This is a genomic window from Amorphus suaedae (assembly GCF_053629675.1).
In genome coordinates this window covers 157,380-174,703 of the sequence record NZ_JBRJIT010000002.1, presented here as the reverse complement: position 1 = coordinate 174,703, position 17,324 = coordinate 157,380, and the positions used below count along the sequence as shown (strand labels likewise).

At 66.8% G+C, this 17,324-nt stretch carries 15 protein-coding genes; all 15 read left to right on the top strand.

Features of this window, described 5'->3' with window-relative positions; all coding sequences use genetic code 11:
* Positions 1 to 177: 177 nt before the first annotated feature.
* The 15 genes from AB7M35_RS14505 to AB7M35_RS14435 all read left to right on the top strand — a co-directional run bounded on the left by AB7M35_RS14505 (position 178) and on the right by AB7M35_RS14435 (position 17,311).
* Positions 178 to 1,314, top strand: coding sequence for an ABC transporter substrate-binding protein (locus AB7M35_RS14505; RefSeq protein ID WP_453960972.1), 1,137 nt, complete (start codon positions 178 to 180; stop codon positions 1,312 to 1,314).
* A 277-nt stretch (positions 1,315 to 1,591) separates the two neighbouring features.
* Positions 1,592 to 2,272, top strand: a complete 681-nt coding sequence (gene npdG / locus AB7M35_RS14500) for an NADPH-dependent F420 reductase (RefSeq protein ID WP_453960969.1) — start codon at positions 1,592 to 1,594, stop codon at positions 2,270 to 2,272.
* 7 nt (positions 2,273 to 2,279) lie between these two features.
* Positions 2,280 to 3,041, top strand: a complete 762-nt coding sequence (gene cofE / locus AB7M35_RS14495; protein ID WP_453960968.1) for a coenzyme F420-0:L-glutamate ligase — start codon at positions 2,280 to 2,282, stop codon at positions 3,039 to 3,041.
* The gene (gene cofD, locus AB7M35_RS14490) at positions 3,038 to 3,985 is read left to right on the top strand and encodes a 2-phospho-L-lactate transferase (RefSeq protein ID WP_453960966.1); all 948 of its coding nucleotides are present in this window, start codon (positions 3,038 to 3,040) and stop codon (positions 3,983 to 3,985) included. The genes cofE and cofD overlap by 4 nt, the downstream gene beginning before the upstream one ends.
* Positions 3,982 to 4,596: a 2-phospho-L-lactate guanylyltransferase gene (gene cofC / locus AB7M35_RS14485; protein WP_453960964.1), complete on the top strand. Its 615-nt coding sequence runs from the start codon at positions 3,982 to 3,984 to the stop codon at positions 4,594 to 4,596. The genes cofD and cofC overlap by 4 nt, the downstream gene beginning before the upstream one ends.
* Positions 4,596 to 7,049 (top strand): 5-amino-6-(D-ribitylamino)uracil--L-tyrosine 4-hydroxyphenyl transferase CofH, encoded by a 2,454-nt coding sequence (gene cofH / locus AB7M35_RS14480; protein ID WP_453960963.1) that lies wholly within the window; start codon positions 4,596 to 4,598, stop codon positions 7,047 to 7,049. Before cofC ends, cofH begins: the two co-directional genes overlap by 1 nt.
* Before the next feature lie 340 nt (positions 7,050 to 7,389).
* Positions 7,390 to 8,934, top strand: a complete 1,545-nt coding sequence (locus AB7M35_RS14475; RefSeq protein WP_453960962.1) for an amidase — start codon at positions 7,390 to 7,392, stop codon at positions 8,932 to 8,934.
* Positions 8,935 to 8,952: 18 nt separating this feature from the next.
* Positions 8,953 to 10,344 carry an amidase gene (locus AB7M35_RS14470; protein WP_453960960.1) on the top strand — a complete coding sequence of 464 codons (1,392 nt, stop codon included), beginning with the start codon at positions 8,953 to 8,955 and terminating at the stop codon, positions 10,342 to 10,344.
* 46 nt (positions 10,345 to 10,390) lie between these two features.
* Positions 10,391 to 11,353, top strand: coding sequence for an acetamidase/formamidase family protein (locus tag AB7M35_RS14465; RefSeq protein WP_453962542.1), 963 nt, complete (start codon positions 10,391 to 10,393; stop codon positions 11,351 to 11,353).
* A 47-nt stretch (positions 11,354 to 11,400) separates the two neighbouring features.
* Positions 11,401 to 12,630 (top strand): urea ABC transporter substrate-binding protein, encoded by a 1,230-nt coding sequence (locus tag AB7M35_RS14460; protein ID WP_453960958.1) that lies wholly within the window; start codon positions 11,401 to 11,403, stop codon positions 12,628 to 12,630.
* A 107-nt stretch (positions 12,631 to 12,737) separates the two neighbouring features.
* On the top strand, positions 12,738 to 13,610 hold the full coding sequence (locus AB7M35_RS14455; protein ID WP_453960957.1) for an ABC transporter permease subunit: 873 nt from the start codon (positions 12,738 to 12,740) through the stop codon (positions 13,608 to 13,610).
* A 9-nt stretch (positions 13,611 to 13,619) separates the two neighbouring features.
* Complete coding sequence (locus AB7M35_RS14450; protein WP_453960955.1) at positions 13,620 to 14,693, top strand: ABC transporter permease subunit; 1,074 nt, start codon at positions 13,620 to 13,622, stop codon at positions 14,691 to 14,693.
* Complete coding sequence (locus AB7M35_RS14445) at positions 14,690 to 15,412, top strand: ABC transporter ATP-binding protein (RefSeq protein WP_453960953.1); 723 nt, start codon at positions 14,690 to 14,692, stop codon at positions 15,410 to 15,412. The genes AB7M35_RS14450 and AB7M35_RS14445 overlap by 4 nt, the downstream gene beginning before the upstream one ends.
* Positions 15,402 to 16,112, top strand: coding sequence for an ABC transporter ATP-binding protein (locus AB7M35_RS14440; protein ID WP_453960951.1), 711 nt, complete (start codon positions 15,402 to 15,404; stop codon positions 16,110 to 16,112). The genes AB7M35_RS14445 and AB7M35_RS14440 overlap by 11 nt, the downstream gene beginning before the upstream one ends.
* Positions 16,109 to 17,311, top strand: a complete 1,203-nt coding sequence (locus AB7M35_RS14435; RefSeq protein ID WP_453960950.1) for a transporter substrate-binding domain-containing protein — start codon at positions 16,109 to 16,111, stop codon at positions 17,309 to 17,311. The genes AB7M35_RS14440 and AB7M35_RS14435 overlap by 4 nt, the downstream gene beginning before the upstream one ends.
* The last annotated feature ends 13 nt before the right edge of the window (positions 17,312 to 17,324 follow it).

Genomic DNA, 17,324 nt, shown 5'->3' with positions numbered 1-17,324 from the left:
GTTTACTATCGATATTCAATCATGAATATGATGACCATCACGCCATCGGACACTTCCTTCTGCAATGATTGACGATAGCAAGCCGTATGCCAACTGAAATTAGCCGACTTTGCGAATATTTTTTGGAGATTTTCTCGGAATCTCCGGATCGATGCAGTGTCCCGATAGGAGGAACAGATGAAATTACTAGCAACCCTGATGTCAGTTGCTTGCGCAGTATGCATCCCGATGGCGGCGCAGGCAGCCGATCCGATTCTGATCGGCGTGAGTGCCCCCTACTCCGGACCGGCCGCGATGGCGGCCGAGCGCGAGCGCTGGGGCATCGATCTCGCGGTTGAGGAGATCAACGCGGCCGGCGGCGTGCTGGGTCGGCCGCTTCAGCTCGTCGCGGAAGACAACCGCTGCAATCCCTCCGAGGCGGTGAACGTCGCCAACCGGCTGGTTTCCGAAAAGGTCGCCGCCATCATCGGCGCGCACTGCTCGTCGGCCGGCCTGGCCACCATGCCCATCATCAAGGAAGCCGGCATCCCGCTGGTGTCCGGCGTTGCCTCCAGCCCGAAGATCACCGAACTCTCCGGCGTCGGCGGCAACGAATGGGCGTTCCGCATCAACCCGTCCGATGCGGCGATGATGCGCACTCTGGTGAGCTATCTCGGCGAGAAGAAGCTGTTCGGATCGGTGGCCATCATTGCAGAGGACACCGATTTCGGCCGCGGCGGCGCCAACGCCTTTGAACCACTCGCAACGGAAGCGGGCATCGAGGTGCTGTCGAAGGACTTCGTCCCCCAGAACACGCCCGACTACACGCCGGTGCTGACCCGCGTTTCCCGGTCCAAACCCGACGCGATCGCGCTGTTTCAGCTTGGCGGCGACCAGATCAACATGCTCCGCAACGCCATGCAGCTCGGGCTGACGATTCCCTACACCGGGCGCGCCGAACTCGGCGGCGAGAACATGCAGATCATCAAGGCCGGGGGCATGGAGGGCTCCGTCAGCGCCTGGAGCTATTCGCCGGAGATCGACAACCCGCAGAACAAGGCACTCGCCGAGAAAATCACCGCGGCGCACGACATGCTGCCGGTCCTGCAGACCTGGGCAGGCTATGACAGCGTGCGCATCATCGCCCAGGCGATCGACGAGGCAGGCAGCGCGGAACCCGCCGCCATCCGCGACGCGCTTTCCAAGGTCAAGTTCAAGACGGTGATGGGTCCGGAAGTCAGCTTCGACGACCACAACCAGGCCGGCCGCATCGTCATCATCCAGGGAGTGAAGGACAAGAAGGTCCAGATCCTGGACGTCGTCGACGCCAAATAGCCCACGGCCGTGTGCAACCAGCCCGTGGCGCGCCAGTTCAGGGAGCCCGGCCGGAGACGGCCTGGCTCCCATGCGCGTCGGGTACCAAACGCAACCGACTGCAATGATGGCAGCGAGCCCGCTCGAGACGGAATCGCTCCGGCTTCGAAGCCGAGCGCGTTCTCCTGCGGGGCATTGCCACAATTTTTGACCCGGTCGCGATGATAGCTTCGCGCGACCGATCGGTGGGCAGGCCCACCGCCACCTCCGCCGCGACACGCGGGAAAGGCACACGTGGATGACCTCTGACACACCGACCCTCGCGATTGTTGGCGGCAGCGGCGCGCTGGGTGGCGGGCTGGCCCTGCGCGCGGCGCGTGCCGGGGTCCCCGTGATCATCGGTTCCCGTACCGCGGAGAAGGCCGCAGAGGCGGCTGCCGCGATCGTCGCCGATGTCCCCTCCGCCGTTGTGCGGGGCCTGGAAAATGCCGACGCTGCCAAGGCCGGCGACATGGTGATCGTCGCCGTCCCGTTCGCCAGCCAGGCGGCAACGCTCGCCGCCATCGCCCCTCATGTGGCCGGCAAGATCGTCGTCGACACAACGGTCCCGCTGGTGCCGCCGAAGGTGGCGCGCGTCCAGCTTCCCGCCCAAGGCTCCGCCGCCGCCTGCGCGGCCAGCGCACTTGGAGACGCCGTGCGTCTTGTCACCGGCTTCCACAACGTGTCCGCCCAGAAGCTGCGCGGGGATGGATCGGTCGGCTGCGACGTGCTGGTGTTCGGCGACGAACCGGAGGCGCGCCAGGCGGTCATCGACCTTGCCGGACGAATGGGCCTGCGCGGTATCCACGGCGGCGTTCTCGACAATGCCGCCGCCGCAGAGGCGATGACGTCCGTGCTCATCGCCATCAACAAGCGCTACAAGATCGCCGAGGGCGCCGGAATCCGCATCACCGGCATCGATGAGGCACAGGCGGGCTGAGCCGACGATGTCTTCCCGCCACACGCTCACGACGCTCGACACGCTTCCGGCGGTTGCCGCCGGAGACGATCTTGCAGGCCTGATTCTCGCGGCCACCGAACGCGAAGGCGAGCGTTTCCAAGACGGCGACATCCTGGTGATCGCCCAGAAGATCGTCTCCAAAGCGGAGGGCCGACTTCTTCCGCTGTCCAAGTTCGTCCCGTCGGATCGCGCCCTTGCCCTGGCCGCGGAGACCGGCAAGGACGCCCGCATGGTCGAGGCAATCCTCTCGGAGGCCCGGGACGTGATCCGGACGCGGCCGGGTCTCCTCATCGTCCAGCACCGCCTTGGGCACATCATGGCGAACGCCGGCATCGACCGGTCAAACATCGGCGGCTCGGACGATCACATCCTGCTGTTGCCGGAGAACCCGGACGCGAGTGCACGGGACCTGCGCAAGCGCATCAGCGAGGCGACGGGCGCGCGCGTCGGCGTCATCGTCTCCGACAGCTTCGGGAGGCCATGGCGGCTGGGGACGACCGGCATCGCGATCGGCACCGCCGGGCCGGCGATGATGATCGACCGGCGCGGGACACCGGACCGCGACGGACGCGCCCTGCAAGTCACCGAGATCGGCTTCGCCGACGCGATCGCGGCCGCGGCGGTCCTGGTCATGGGCGAAGGGGCGGAAAGCCGACCCGCCGTCATCGTTTCCGGCATCGTCTGGGAGGATAGCCCCGGCGGCGCTTTCATGGGCTTGCGCAGCCCGGACCAGGATCTGTTCCGATGAGTGGACACGCCCCCGGCTCGGTGGTGGCGTTTTGCGGCGGCATCGGCGGTGCCAAGCTGGCGCTCGGGCTTACCCATGTGGTGCAACCCGACCGCTTGACGATCGTCGTCAACACCGGAGACGACTTCCGCCACTTCGGCCTGCACATCAGCCCGGACATCGACACGGTGCTCTACACCCTGTCGGGCCGAGCCAATACCGAGACGGGGTGGGGGCGCGCGGGCGAGAGCTGGCGCTTCATGGAAGCCGTCGCCGAGATTGGCGGAGAGACGTGGTTCGCGCTCGGCGACACCGACCTCGCGCTTCACGCGGCTCGCACCGCGAGGCTCGATCGCGGCGATAGCCTGAGCGCCATTACCGGCGACCTCGCCAAGGCGCTCGGGATTGGCGCGACGATCCTCCCGGCGACCGACGAACGCCTCGCCACACTCGTGGAGACCGACGTGGGCACGCTGGCCTTCCAGCGCTACTTCGTGGAGCAGAGGTGCGCCCCGGCGGTCCGGAAGATCCACTTCGATGGCGCGGATGTCGCCAAGCCCGGGACCAGCGTGCGGGCCGCGCTTGCCGCTCCCGATCTCTCGGCAATCGTGATCTGCCCGTCGAACCCGTATCTCTCGATCGATCCCATCCTTGCGATCCCGGGCATGCGCGGCCTCATCGAAACCGCCACGGCACCCGTTGTGGCCGTGTCGCCGCTGGTGGGCGGCCAGGCGGTCAAGGGCCCACTCGCCAAGATCATGGGGGAGCTCGACCTGGCGCTGACCCACACATCGATCCTCGATCACTACGATGGGCTGGTCGACGTGCTGCTGGTGGACCGCATGGACGATATGGCGGCCGCCGACCCGCGGCTGCTGGCCGCACCCACGATGATGACGAGCCTGGAGGATCGCATCGTGCTCGCGCGCCGCGTTCTCGATGCCGCTGCGGGATGCCACGCATGAGTGAGGAGCCGACACTGAGCGCCTTTGCGCTGGTTCCCGTGAAGCGTCTGAACGCGGCGAAGAGCCGGCTGTCGCCATGCCTGTCGCCGGTGCAGAGGCGGCACCTACAAACGGCGTTGTTGGGACACGTGCTCGCCACGCTCGCCACGACGCCCGGGCTGGACGGGGTCGCGGTGGTCTCCGCCGATCCCGACGTTGCGACGATCTGTGCCCGCGCCGGCGTCCGCTACATCGCGGAGACGGCGTGGGGGCTCAACCAGGCACTCTCCCAGGGAACCGAAGCCCTCGCGGGGCTCGGCGCCGGCCTGATCGCCATCGTCCCCGCCGACTTGCCGGAACTAACCGCAGCCGACGTCGCGGCGGCACTCAGCGAAGCCCGGGCCTCCGGCGCCACCCTTGTGGTACCCGACCTCGCCGGCACCGGCACCAACGGCCTCGTCTTCCCGATCGCCCGGCAGCCGCACTTCGCCTTCGGACCCGACAGCTGCCGCCGCCACCTCGCCGAGCTCGGTGCCCGGCCCTTCCCGCTCGCCTCGCTGGCGCGCGATCTCGACCGTCCCGAAGATCTCGCCGCGGCGCGACCCGTCGTCCCGACCCTGGAGACCGCCTGATGCCCACCCCGCCCCTCGACACCTGGACCCGGCGGCTGGTGGACGGCGGACGCCTCGATCCGGCCGAACTCGAGACGCTTGCCCGCACGGCTCCGTTGCCGGACATGCTGCGCGGCGCCGCCGCTATCCGCGACGCCGGCCACGGAGCCGTCGTGTCCGTGTCCCGCAAGGTGTTCGTGCCGCTGACGAACCTGTGCCGCGACGTCTGCGCCTACTGCACCTTCGCCCACCCACCGAAGCCGGGCGAACCCATCTATCTGTCCCGCGACGAGGTGCTCGAGATCGCCCGCGCCGGGCAGCGTGCCGGCTGCGACGAAGTGCTGTTCACGCTGGGCGATAAGCCGGAGTTGCGCTACCGCGCCGCCCGCACGGCACTCGACGCCCTCGGGCACGACACCACCCTCGACTATCTGGCGGAGATGGCGGCGGCGGTGCTCGCGGAGACCGGGCTGCTGCCGCATCTCAACGCCGGCGTCATGGACGAGGCGGACATTGCCCGCCTGAAGGGCGTCTCGGCCTCACAGGGCATCATGCTAGAGACCGTGTCGGAGCGCCTGTCGGAGCGCGGCGGTCCCCACTTCGGCTCTCCCGACAAGCTCCCCTCCGCCCGGCTCGCCACCATCGAGGCGGCCGGGCGGGCCAAGGTGCCGTTCACCTCCGGCATTCTGATCGGCATCGGCGAAACCCGCGCCGATCGCCTCGCCTCGCTGCTGGCGCTGCGCGACCTGCACGAGCGCCACGGCCACATCCAGGAGATCATCGTCCAGAACTTCCGGGCCAAGCCCGGCACCCGCATGGCGGGCGCGCCCGAGCCGGATCTGGACGACCAGCTTTGGACCATCGCGCTCGCGCGCTTCGTGTTCGGGCCGGCCATGTCGATCCAGGCGCCGCCGAACCTGCGCAACGACGGCCTCGCCGAACTGATCGGCGCCGGTATCAACGACTGGGGCGGCGTCTCGCCGGTCACCCCGGACCATGTCAACCCAGAGGCTCCGTGGCCGGCGCTGGCCCGCCTCGCCGCCGACACCGCGGCGGCCGGCAAGACGCTGGTGCCGCGCCTCACCGCCTATCCCGCCTACGTGCGCGACGCGGGCACCTGGCTCGCCCCGGCGTTGCGCGCGCCCGTTGCCGCGCGCGCAGACACCGAGGGCTTCGCCCACGAGACCGGCTGGCGCGTCGGCCATTCCAGGGAGCTGGTGCATCTCGAGACCGCGATCCCGTCGCCGACGATCGCGCGGAACACCGCGCTCGCTGCCGCCATCGACACCGCCGTTGCCGGCCGCGCGCTGAACGAAGACCAGATCGTCACGCTGTTCCGGGCCCGCGGGCCCCAGGCCGCCGCCGTGCGCGCAGCCGCCGACGCCGTCCGCCGCAGCCTCGTCGGCGACACCGTCGGCTACGTCGTCACCCGCAACATCAACTACACCAACGTCTGCGGCTACCGCTGCCGCTTCTGCGCCTTCTCCAAAGGCAAGCTTGCCAACAATCTGCGCGGCACGCCGTACGACCTTTCGCTCGACGAGATCCAGCGCCGGGCCGTCGAGGCATGGCAGCGCGGCGGCACCGAGGTGTGCATGCAGGGCGGCATCCACCCCGACTACACCGGCGAGACCTACCTGGAGATCTGCCGGGCGGTGAAGCAGGCGGTGCCGGAGATGCACGTGCACGCGTTCTCGCCGCTGGAGGTGACCCAGGGCGCGCGCACCCTCGGCCTGTCGGTGGAGGAATTCCTGATCGCGCTCAAGGAGGCCGGCCTCGGCTCGCTGCCCGGCACCGCAGCGGAGATCCTCGACGACGACGTGCGCGAACGGCTGTGCGCCGACAAGATCCGTACCCAGCCGTGGCTCGACACCGTCGGGACGGCCCACCGGGTCGGCCTGCGCTCCACGGCCACCATCATGTTCGGCCACATCGAGCGATACGAACACTGGGCGCGACATCTCATGCGCATCCGCGCGCTGCAGGAGGAGACTGGCGGGTTCACCGAGTTCGTGCCGCTGCCGTTCGTGCACATGGAGGCGCCGATCTACCTCTCCGGCGACGGCGCCCGCCAGGGTCCGAGCCTGCGCGAGGCGATCGCCATGCACGCCGTCGCCCGCCTCGCCCTCAACCCTGTCATCGCCAACATTCAGGCATCATGGGTGAAGCTTGGCGAGGCCGGCATGGCAGCCGCGCTTGCCAGCGGGGTCAATGACCTCGGCGGGACGCTGATGGACGAGTCCATCAGCCGCGCCGCCGGCGCCGAGCACGGCCAGGAACTGCCGCCGCACCGCATGGTCGAGATCGCCCGCGCCGCGGGCCGGACGCCGCGTCAGCGCACCACCCTCTACGGCGACGCGCCCCTCGCGCAGTCCCGCCGCGCCCTCCAGGCCCCGCCGCTTCTCCAGGTCGTCAACACACCCGCCGGCAAACACGCCCGCATCGGAAGCGCACGCCAAGCCGCCGGCGCCTGACGGCTCTGCGGCAGAAACCCGGAATAGGGCAGTACAATATCGTCAGGAAAACAACTGAGCGACCAAGCTCTGCTCTGGCCCGTGCAGAGCACGAGTATTGCTCGCTTGACAGGGAGTATCGCTGCAGCGCACACTTTCAGACAGCAATGATGCTCGCCGTTGTCGGATCGTTGAAATCCGGTTTCGGATGATGGTAGGCGCCCGCAAGCTCAGGCGCCCGTAGACCGACCATAGATGTGCCGCATGGCATATGGCAGCGCAGCCCCGATCGCTCCCCCAGGAGCGCGCGGGGCTTTTTTGTTGTCGATGCCTTGCTGATCAGTGCGCGATTCCGGCAACGGTGCGGAAAAGCGCAGAGAGATGCGAGTTGCTTCCCAAGCCGCCGACGGTCCAACGCGTGGCGCAGATCGCCCGCGATTTCGGACTGGACCTGACCGATGCCGACGCGCAGTCGTTCCAGGGGTTGATCGCCGGAATGATGCCGCTCTACGAGCGGCTCGAGTTCCTGCCTGGCGAGACGCTTCCGGTCACCTACCCGCGCAGCGTCGGGTGGCGTCCGTCATCCGCCGAAAACCCGCTCAACGCCTGGTACTGGCGCTGTGAGATCGAGGGTGCGGCGGAGGGCGTGCTCGCCGGCATGTCGGTCGCCGTAAAGGACAACATCTGCGTCGCCGGCGTGCCGATGATGAACGGCTCGGCGCTGCTGGAAGGCTACGTGCCGGACCATGACGCAACCGTCGTCGCGCGCATCCTCGAAGCCGGCGGCACGGTGGCCGGCAAGGCGGCCTGCGAAGATCTCTGCTTTTCCGGCGCGAGCCACACCGCCGCCTCCGGCCCGATCCGAAATCCGCACAACCCTGAGCACAGCGCCGGCGGATCGTCAGGCGGCAGCGCGGCCCTTGTGGCGTCGGGCGCAGTCGACATGGCACTCGGCGGGGACCAGGGCGGTTCGATCCGTACCCCTTCGAGCTGGTGCGGCGCCTACGGGCTGAAGCCCACCTGGGGGCTTGTCCCGGTGTCCGGCTCGATGCCGATCGCCTACGCCGTCGATCATTGCGGCCCGATCGCGAACAGCGTCGAGAACGTCGCGCGTCTCCTGACGGCAATAGCCGGCCACGATGGCTGGGATACGCGCACGGTCGGCGCGGTCATCGGGGACTACATGGCCGCGCTCGGCGAGACCGCCAGGGGCTTGCGGATCGGCGTGCTGAAGGAAGGCTTCGGCCATCCCGAGAGTATTCCGGACGTCGACCGGGCGGTGCGCGAGGCGATCGAGGCATTCGCCGCCCTCGGCGCGGAGATCGTCGAGGTGTCCGTTCCCGAGCACTACGATGCGCCCGCCGTCTGGACCGGCCTCATTGTCGAGGGCGCAGCCGAAATGATGCTCAAGGGCCACGGCGTCGGCAACAACGTTCCGGGCTTCTATCCCGTCGCGATGCAGGAGGCGTTCGCCCGCGGCTTCGCCACGCGCCTCAACGAGGCGTCGGAAACCGTCAAGCTCGTCCTCCTGGCCGGCGAGTACATGAACCGCGCCTATGCAGGCCGCTACCACTCGCTTGCCCAGAACAAGCGGCGACTGATCCGGGACGCGTATGACCGGGTGCTTGAGACGGTCGATCTGCTGGCGATGCCGACGATCCCCTTCACCGCGACGAAGATCCCGCCCGCCGATGTCGGCCGCGAGGACTATGTCGATCTCGCGCTCAACATGCAGGCGAACACGTGCCCGTTCGACGTGAGCGGGCATCCCGCGTTCACCGTCCCGTGCGCCCGTCTCGCCGGACTGCCGGTCGGCATGATGCTGGTCGGCCGGCGGTTCGACGAGCCGACGCTGATCCGGGCCGCCGCCGCTTTCGAGCAGGCCACCGACTGGACGCTCCGCTGAGGCAAGGAAAGATACGCGATGGATGAGATCTTCTACCTCGACCTTCTGGAGCTGACCTCGAAGATGCACGCCGGCGAACTCTCGCCGGTGGAAGTGACGGAGGCACAGCTCAGGCGGATCGAGACCCTCGATCCGGAGCTCAAGAGCTTCGCGACGGTAACGCCGGATCTCGCGCTCGAGCAGGCGAAGACGGCCGAGGCCGAGATCGGCCGCGGTGAGATCCGCGGGCCGCTGCACGGAGCGCCGATCGGGCTGAAGGACCTGTGCTGGACCAAGGGCATTCCGACAGCCGGAGGCATGACGATCTATGCCGACTTCCGGCCGGACGAGGATGCAACGGTGACCCGCAAGCTGCGGGAGGCCGGCACAGTCTGCCTTGGCAAGCTGCAGAATACCGAGGGCGCGTTCGCCGACCATCACCCGAAGATCACACCACCGGTCAATCCCTGGAACGGCGCTCACTGGCCGGGGGTCTCGTCCAGCGGCTCGGGGGTCGCAACGGCGGCAGGGCTCTGTTTCGGCTCGCTCGGCTCGGACACCGGCGGCTCGATCCGCTTTCCCTCCGCCGCAAATGGGCTCACCGGTCTCAAGCCGACCTGGGGCCGGGTAAGCCGCTACGGCGTGTTCGAGCTTGCGGCGACCCTCGACCACATCGGGCCGATGACCCGCAGCGCCGGCGACGCGGCGGCGATGCTCTTCGCCATCGCCGGCCCGGATCCAAAGGATCCGACCGCTGCCCAGGTCCCCGTCCCGAACTATCTCGCCGGCATCGGCGACGGACTGAAAGGTCTGCGCATCGGTATCGATCCCGCCTTCAACGCGCGCGCGGACGCCGTCACCAAGGCCGCACTTGCCTCCGCCGTGGAGACGGTGCGGAGCATCGGCGGTGACCTCCGCGAGGTCGTCTTCCCGGAGTGCGACCAGATCGTCGTCGACTGGGTGCCGGCGTGCGGCATCGAGACGGCGGTGGCCCACGAGGCGACCTATCCGGCCCGCAAGGACGAGTACGGACCAGGTCTCGCCGGGCTCATCGACATGGGGCGCGACATGTCGGCGATGGACTACCAGCACATCATACTGCGCCGGAACGACTTCCGCGGCCGCGTCGCGGCCCTGTTCGAGGAGATCGACCTCCTCATCATTCCCGCCCAGGCCTACGCCTCGCCGACGACCGCGATGATGGAGACGCTCGGCGAGGACGTGGAGATGCTCCAGAATCTCCTGCGCTTCACCTGCATCTTCGACATGTCCGGAAACCCGACCATCACGCTGCCGTGCGCCTTCACCGAGGCGGGGACGCCGGTCGCCTTCCAGTTCGTTTCGAACCACTGGGACGAGGCGAAACTCTTCCGCGCCGGTCACGCCTTCCAGGAGGCCACCGACTGGCACCGCAAGCATCCCGCCCTTTAAGACGGAGAACAGCGTGAGCACGAATGACTGGTTTCCCCGATCGCTCATGGCGACACGCGGCCTCGCAGGCAAGGAAAGCGGCAAGACCCATGCCCTGACCGAAGCCGACCAAGGCACGTTCTACTTCACCTATGGCCCCTACGCGGAGCCCAGGCTCACCGTCGCGCCGGGCGACACCGTCGTGGTCGAGACCCAGGATGCCTTCGGCGGCGCGATCAAATCGGAAGCCGACAAACCGAGCGAGAAGACCAACCATCCCTACCTCAATCCGCAGAGCGGGCCGATCTTCGTCACCGGCGCCAGAAAGGGCGATTGCCTCGCCGTTCACATCAAGGCGGTGGAGACGCGTGGCCCCCAGCCGGCGGGCACCACGTGCCTCATTCCGGAGTTCGGTGGCCTCGTCGGGACCGCCGCGACGGCGACCCTGAACGCGCCGTTGCCGGAGCGGGTCAAGAAGGTCGTGATCGACGCGGACGGGGTGCACTGGGACGATCTGGTGCTGCCCTACGAGCCGTTCATCGGGACGATCGGCATTTCGCCGGAAATCGAGGCAATCTCGTCGCTCCAGCCCGACTATCACGGCGGCAACATGGATCTTCCCGACGTTCGCCCGGGCGCGATCATCTACCTGCCGGTGCAGACGGAGGGAGCGCTCCTTTACGTCGGCGACTGCCATGCCACCCAGGGCGACGGCGAACTCACCGGCGTCGCCATGGAACAGGCCGCCACCGTCACGCTGACCGTCGACCTCATCAAGGACTGGAGCTTCGCGTGGCCGCGGCTCGAGACCGAAGAGTTCATCATGACGATCGGCAGCGCGCGCCCGATGGAGGACGCCGCGCGCATTGCCTACCGCGAGCTCACGCGCTGGATGGCCAGCGACTACGGGTTCGAGGAGCTCGACGCGTACATGCTCCTCGGCCAGGTCGGCCGCGTCCGGCTCGGGAACATGGTGGACCCCAAGTACACGATGGGGGCGTCCATCCTGAAAAAATACCTGGGCGGCTGAACCGCCCGGCGCTTCCAGACAGATCCAATCAGAAGGGGGTTTTCGCAATGCGCATGAACATCGTCCTGCCGAGCGTGGTCTCGGCGCTCGCACTGGGAATGGCCATGGCCCAGCCGGCCCTGGCCGACGATCCGATCAAGGTCGGCCTGCTGGAAGACGTCTCCGGCGACCTCGCACTCATCGGGCTGCCCAAGCTGCACGGCTCGGAGCTTGCCGTCGAGGAGATCAACGCCGCCGGCGGCATCATGGGGCGCCAGATCGAGCTCATCCATCTGGACCCGCAGGGCGACAACGCCCGCTACCAGTCCTTCGCCCGCCGACTGCTCTCGCGCGACAAGGTCGACGTGCTCATCGGCGGCATCACCTCCGCCTCGCGCGAAGCCGTTCGGCCGATCGTGGATCGCACCGACACGCTCTACATCTATACGAACCAGTACGAAGGCGGGGTCTGCGATGCCAGCATGATCTCCAACGGCGCTGTACCGGAGCAGCAGCTGTCCACTCTGGTTCCCTACATGGTCGAGCACTATGGCAAGAAGGTCTATGTCGTGGCCGCCGACTACAACTTCGGCCATCTGACGACGGAATGGACCGAAAAGCTTCTCGCCGACGCTGGCGGCGAGGTAATCGGAAAGGAATTCATCCCGCTCGGCGTCTCGCAGTTCGCGCAGACGATCCAGAACATCCAGAAGGCCAAACCCGACTGGCTGATGATGCTGAACGTTGGCGCCGCACAGGATTCCTTCTTCGAGCAGGCGGCGGCGTCGGACGTGCACTATCCGATGGCCAGCCCGATCAAGGTCATGCTGGGCTTCGAGCACAAGCGCTTCGCGCCGCCGGCCCTCAGCGGGCTGAAGGCCGTGGCGAACTGGTACGAGGAGCTGGACACGCCGGAGGCCGAAGACTTCAAGAAGCGCTGGCACGCCAAGTATCCGGACGAAACCTACATCAACGACATGGGCTACAACGCCTATGTCGCGCTCTACCAGTACAAGATGCTGGTGGAGAAGGCGCAGTCGACGAAGCTTGAGGACATCCGCAAGGTTATCGCCGACGGCGATGCCTGTGTCGACAGCCCGGAAGGCAAGATCTGCATCGACCCGAAGAGTCAGCACACCTCGCATCGGATGCGACTGATCTCGGTGACGGACGACCACGGCATCGAGACGCTGCATGACTTCGGCGTCATCGAGCCCTACTGGCTGGGAGAGATCGGCTGCGATCTGACCCAGAGCAACCCGCACACCCAGTACTCGCCGGACAATCTGCCCAACTGAGACGACGTCGGCGGGTTCGTGCGGCTCCGGCTTTGCCGGCCGCCGGACGGACCCGCCGGGCCTGCTCGATCCGTGACAGACCGCACCGAACCGGGAGTGCGCCAGCAATGGCCGCAGAGATCTTCTCCGTCCTCTATCAGTTCGCCGACGTCTTTGCCTTCCTGATCCTCTCCGCCGCGGGCCTCGCCATCATCTTCGGCATGATGGGCGTGATCAACATGGCCCACGGCGAGTTCATCATGTGCGGTGCGTACGTCACCACCGCGCTCGTCCAGCAAGGCATGCCGCTGGTGCCGGCCCAGGTCGCCGGCGCGTTGGCGGCGGGTATCGCCGGTGTGATCCTCGAGGTCACCGTGGTGCGCTCGCTCTATGCGAGGCCACTCGATTCCCTTCTCGCCACGTGGGCGGTCAGCCTGATCGTGACCCAAGGGATGCTCATCGTCGTCGGGTCGAGCTTTGCCGGCATCGGGACGCCGCAGGGCAGCTTCCAGGTGGGCATCTACACCTTCTCCACCTACCGGGTGGTCCTGTTCCTGGCCGCGATCGGCGTGCTCGCCTTCATCTATCTCCTGTTCATGAAGACGCGGTTCGGCGTCCATGCCCGGGCGACGATGCAGAACCCGAGCATGGCGCGGGCGCTCGGGATGCGCACAAACGTGGTCTACGCACTGACGTTCGGCCTCGGCGCCGCACTCGCCGGCCTGTGTGGTGCCCTCTATGCGCCCACCATGACGCTCATCCCGACCATGGGGGCCACCTTCATCGTGGAATCGTTCGTCACCGTGGTCGTCGGCGGCACCAACGTCCTGCTCGGCACCGCACCGGCCGGACTGGCGCTCGCCATCGTGCGCACCGCGCTGATCGGGTGGCACGGCCAAATCGCCGGCCAGATCGGCATGCTTCTCGCCGTCATGGTCATGATCCGACTGCTGCCGAACGGCTTTTCGGGCTGGCTTGGCAAGTGGGCGCGAAACCTCTGAGGGGCAGACATGCTGAGATATATCAACGGGCCACAGACCCTGGGCACCAGTCGCGGCTTCTGGATGTCCTTCGCCGTCTTCTGCCTCGTCGCGGTGGCATATCCGCTTTTTGCCGACCCCTACGACGTCGGTAACTTCGCCTACTTCCTTCTGTGGATCTTCATGGCGATGGGCCTCAGCATCATGTGGGGCTACACCGGCATGCTGTCGTTCGGGCAGACCTTCTTCTTTGGCATCGGCGGCTACGGCTACGGGGTTCTGTCCATCCTGATGGGCGAGCAGTACGGGCTGACCATCCTCGCGCTCCTGCTCGCCGTCGGTCTGGCCGCGGTCGCGGCGTATGTGTTCGGCTACTTCATGATCTACGGCCGGGTCACAGGCGTGTTCTTCGGCATCATGACGCTGTCGATGACGCTGGCACTTGCCTATTTCCTCGGCCAGACGGCCGGACCGGAATGGGCCATCGGCGAGGCACGACTGAACGGCTTCAACGGCATGCTGGGCATGCCGCCCCTGACCGTTCCCTGGTTCGGTGGCGATGTCTGGATCCTCGAGTCGACGCTCTACTACGTGCTGATCGGCCTCCTCCTCGTCGTCTATCTCGCGGTCCGCATCCTGCTCAATTCGCCGTTCGGGTACGTCCTGGTGGCGATCCGGGAGGATCCGGAACGCGCGGAGCTGCTCGGCTACGACATCCGCAAATACCAGATGCTCGCCTTCGTGATCGGCAGCGCGCTGGCCGGTCTGAGCGGGGTTCTCTACACCGCATGGGGGCAGTTCATCACACCGTCGAGCGTCGGCCTGCCGGCCGCCGCGATGCCCATCGTCTGGGTCGCCTTCGCCGGGCGCGGAGACATCACCGCCACCACGCTGGGCACCTTCGTCCTGCTCCTCGCCTTCCAGACCATCACGATCTACAGCCAGCAATGGGCGCTGATCCTGATGGGCGGGCTCCTGCTGGCCACCGTCCTCTTCGTGCCGGAAGGCTTCGTGGTCGGCCTGGCGCGGATCGGGAAATGGACGGCCTCCCGCAGAACGCGGATGCCCGCCGGCAACGCCGAGCTCAGGAGCGAGGACGCATGACGGCCATTCTGCACAGCGAAGGCGTCTCCAAGCAGTTCGGCGGGATGCGCGCGGTGGACCGTGTCGATCTGGAAATCGAGCGCGGCGAGATCCACTGCCTCATCGGACCGAACGGCGCCGGCAAGAGCACGATGTTCAAGCTCATCGTCGGCTACCACAGACCCGACGAGGGCCGCATCTTCTTCGACGGCATGGAAATCACCCATGCCGAAGCGTTCCGGCGCGTCCAGCGCGGCATGAGCATCAAGATGCAGAAGCCGAGCGTGTTCAAGGAACTCTCAACCCGGTTGAATCTGCATGTGGCGCTGCAGCGTCGTGCCGGCCGGCACGAAATCGCCGCGGAGGAGGAGCGGCTGCTCACCCTCCTCGATCTCGATGGCCAGGCCGACAAGCCGGCAGGACTTCTCTCCCACGGCCAGCAGCAATGGCTCGAGATCGGCATGGCGCTCGCGCTCGGACCCAAGCTCGTTCTTCTCGACGAGCCAACGGCAGGAATGTCCGACGAGGAGACGTTCCGGACGGGGGAACTCATCAAGCAGCTGAAGGCTGACGGGATGACGATCCTTGCCGTCGAGCACGACATGTCCTTCGTGCGCCAGATCGCCGATACGGTCACCGTCATGCATCTCGGACAGGTCTTCGCGCGCGGGCACATCAACGACATCGTCGCCGACGCACGTGTCGGGGAAATCTATCTGGGGAAGCCCCATGTCCAGTGAACTTGCCATGCAGGTGACGGGCCTGCGCGCCGGCTATGGAGCCACGCCGATCCTCCAGGGCGTCGACATGCAGATCGCCAGCGGCGAGATCGTGGCCCTGATCGGCCGCAACGGCGTCGGCAAGACCACCACCGTTCGCGCCTTGATCGGCCTGATCCGCGCGACCGACGGCACCATCCTCCTGCACGGACAGGACGTGACCGCAACGCCAGCGGACGCAAGAGCCCGGCTCGGTATGGGGTACATCCCGCAAGGCCGGGACGTCTTTCCGCGGATGACGGTCAGCGAGAATCTGACCGTCGGCGAGCTCATCGGAGGACGGGGCGGGCGCAAGCTCAGGGAGTTCGTCTTCGAGCTCTTTCCGCGCCTGTCGGAGCGGCGGAATCAGGTCGCGGGCACGATGTCCGGCGGTGAGCAGCAACAGCTTGCCATCGGCCGCGCGCTGATCGGAAGCCCCAGCTTCATGTTGCTCGACGAGCCGTCGGAGGGCGTCCAGCCGTCGATCGTCCAGATGATCTGCGAAGCGCTCAAGACGATCCGCGATGAGATCGGCACGACCATTCTCTTCGTGGAGCAGAATCTCGACACGATCCTGTCGATTGCCGAACGTTGCTACGTGATGGAGAAGGGGCGTATCGTTTCGGAGATCGCCTCGGGCCAGGTCGAGGCGGGAAATATTCGCGAGCATCTCCTGATATGATCCGCCCGAAGCCCCACCGTCAGCGCTCCCGCAAGAAAACGTCCGTGCCCGTCGGGATCCTCTACTCCCTGACCGGCACCTACGGGATCATGGGCCTGGAGATGTTCAACGGGGTCACGCTGGCGATCGAGCAGATCAACGCCAACCCGGACCTGGACTTCGAGCTGCGCCCGATTGTCATGGATCCGGGTGGATCGATCTCGCAGTATCGCGAGCAGTGCGACGCCCTGATCAACCGACACCACGTGCGCCACATCATCGGCTGCTACACTTCCGCGTCGCGCAAGCAGGTACTGCCACTGGTGGAAGGGAGCGGCGCACTCCTTTGGCATTCGGCCCGCTACGAAGGCTTTGAAAGCAGCGAGAACGTCATCTATCTCGGCGCGTCGCCCAACCAGCACGTGGTGCCGCTCGCCGCCCACGTGCTGGAGAACCTCGACCCGCGCATCTACTGCCTTGGCTCCAACTACGTTTGGACCTGGGAGATCAATCGCGTCATGCGCGAGATCATCTCGCCCGGTGGAGGAAGGATCGTCGCTGAACGACTGGTTCCGCTTGGAGAATTGGCACACGACTACATGGTCGAAGACATCGCTGCCCAGGCCCCGGGCGCCGTGCTCAACACGCTCGTAGGGGAATCCGCCTACAGCTTCTACACCGCCTGGCATGCCGCCATCGCCACCCGGCCGGAGCTGGCGCAGATTCCAATGCTCAGCCTGAGCCTCTGCGAGGCCGAACTGAAGCTGACCGGGCAGCACCCCGGCGGCCACCTGGTCTCGTCGGTCTATTTTCAGAGCATCGACCGGCCCGAGAACACGACATTCCTGGCCCAGTATCGTGACCGCTACAAAGGCTACGGCTTTCCCTCGGTGGATACCGAGGCCGCGTTTCTCTGCGCCACTCTGCTCGGCCGCGCCATCGCCGAGGCCGGCACCGCCGACGTCTCCAGCGTACGGGAAGCGCTTTATCGGGACCGGTACGAGGCGCCTCAGGGGCCCGTTTCCGTCGACCCGGAGAACAATCATGCGTTCCTGACCCCTCGGCTCGGGCGATCAACAGCCGGGGGCTCGTTCGACATCTTCTGGGAGGCCTCAGAGCCGGTCAAACCCGATCCTTACCTGGCGTGGCTCGACCTCGATGCGCTTGCGAGGAAGTCGGAGGCCGCGCGACCGAAAGATCCATCCAGGCTGTTGCTCTAGGAAAAGGCCGGAG

Coding starts and splice junctions, on each gene's coding strand:
- AB7M35_RS14505 (WP_453960972.1), top strand. CDS start 178: ATGAAATTACTAGCAACCCTGATGTCAGTTGCTTGCGCAGTATGCATC.
- AB7M35_RS14470 (WP_453960960.1), top strand. CDS start 8,953: ATGGATGAGATCTTCTACCTCGACCTTCTGGAGCTGACCTCGAAGATG.
- cofH (WP_453960963.1), top strand. CDS start 4,596: ATGCCCACCCCGCCCCTCGACACCTGGACCCGGCGGCTGGTGGACGGC.
- AB7M35_RS14435 (WP_453960950.1), top strand. CDS start 16,109: ATGATCCGCCCGAAGCCCCACCGTCAGCGCTCCCGCAAGAAAACGTCC.
- cofC (WP_453960964.1), top strand. CDS start 3,982: ATGAGTGAGGAGCCGACACTGAGCGCCTTTGCGCTGGTTCCCGTGAAG.
- AB7M35_RS14460 (WP_453960958.1), top strand. CDS start 11,401: ATGCGCATGAACATCGTCCTGCCGAGCGTGGTCTCGGCGCTCGCACTG.
- npdG (WP_453960969.1), top strand. CDS start 1,592: ATGACCTCTGACACACCGACCCTCGCGATTGTTGGCGGCAGCGGCGCG.
- AB7M35_RS14465 (WP_453962542.1), top strand. CDS start 10,391: ATGGCGACACGCGGCCTCGCAGGCAAGGAAAGCGGCAAGACCCATGCC.
- AB7M35_RS14450 (WP_453960955.1), top strand. CDS start 13,620: ATGCTGAGATATATCAACGGGCCACAGACCCTGGGCACCAGTCGCGGC.
- cofD (WP_453960966.1), top strand. CDS start 3,038: ATGAGTGGACACGCCCCCGGCTCGGTGGTGGCGTTTTGCGGCGGCATC.
- cofE (WP_453960968.1), top strand. CDS start 2,280: ATGTCTTCCCGCCACACGCTCACGACGCTCGACACGCTTCCGGCGGTT.
- AB7M35_RS14440 (WP_453960951.1), top strand. CDS start 15,402: ATGTCCAGTGAACTTGCCATGCAGGTGACGGGCCTGCGCGCCGGCTAT.
- AB7M35_RS14455 (WP_453960957.1), top strand. CDS start 12,738: ATGGCCGCAGAGATCTTCTCCGTCCTCTATCAGTTCGCCGACGTCTTT.
- AB7M35_RS14445 (WP_453960953.1), top strand. CDS start 14,690: ATGACGGCCATTCTGCACAGCGAAGGCGTCTCCAAGCAGTTCGGCGGG.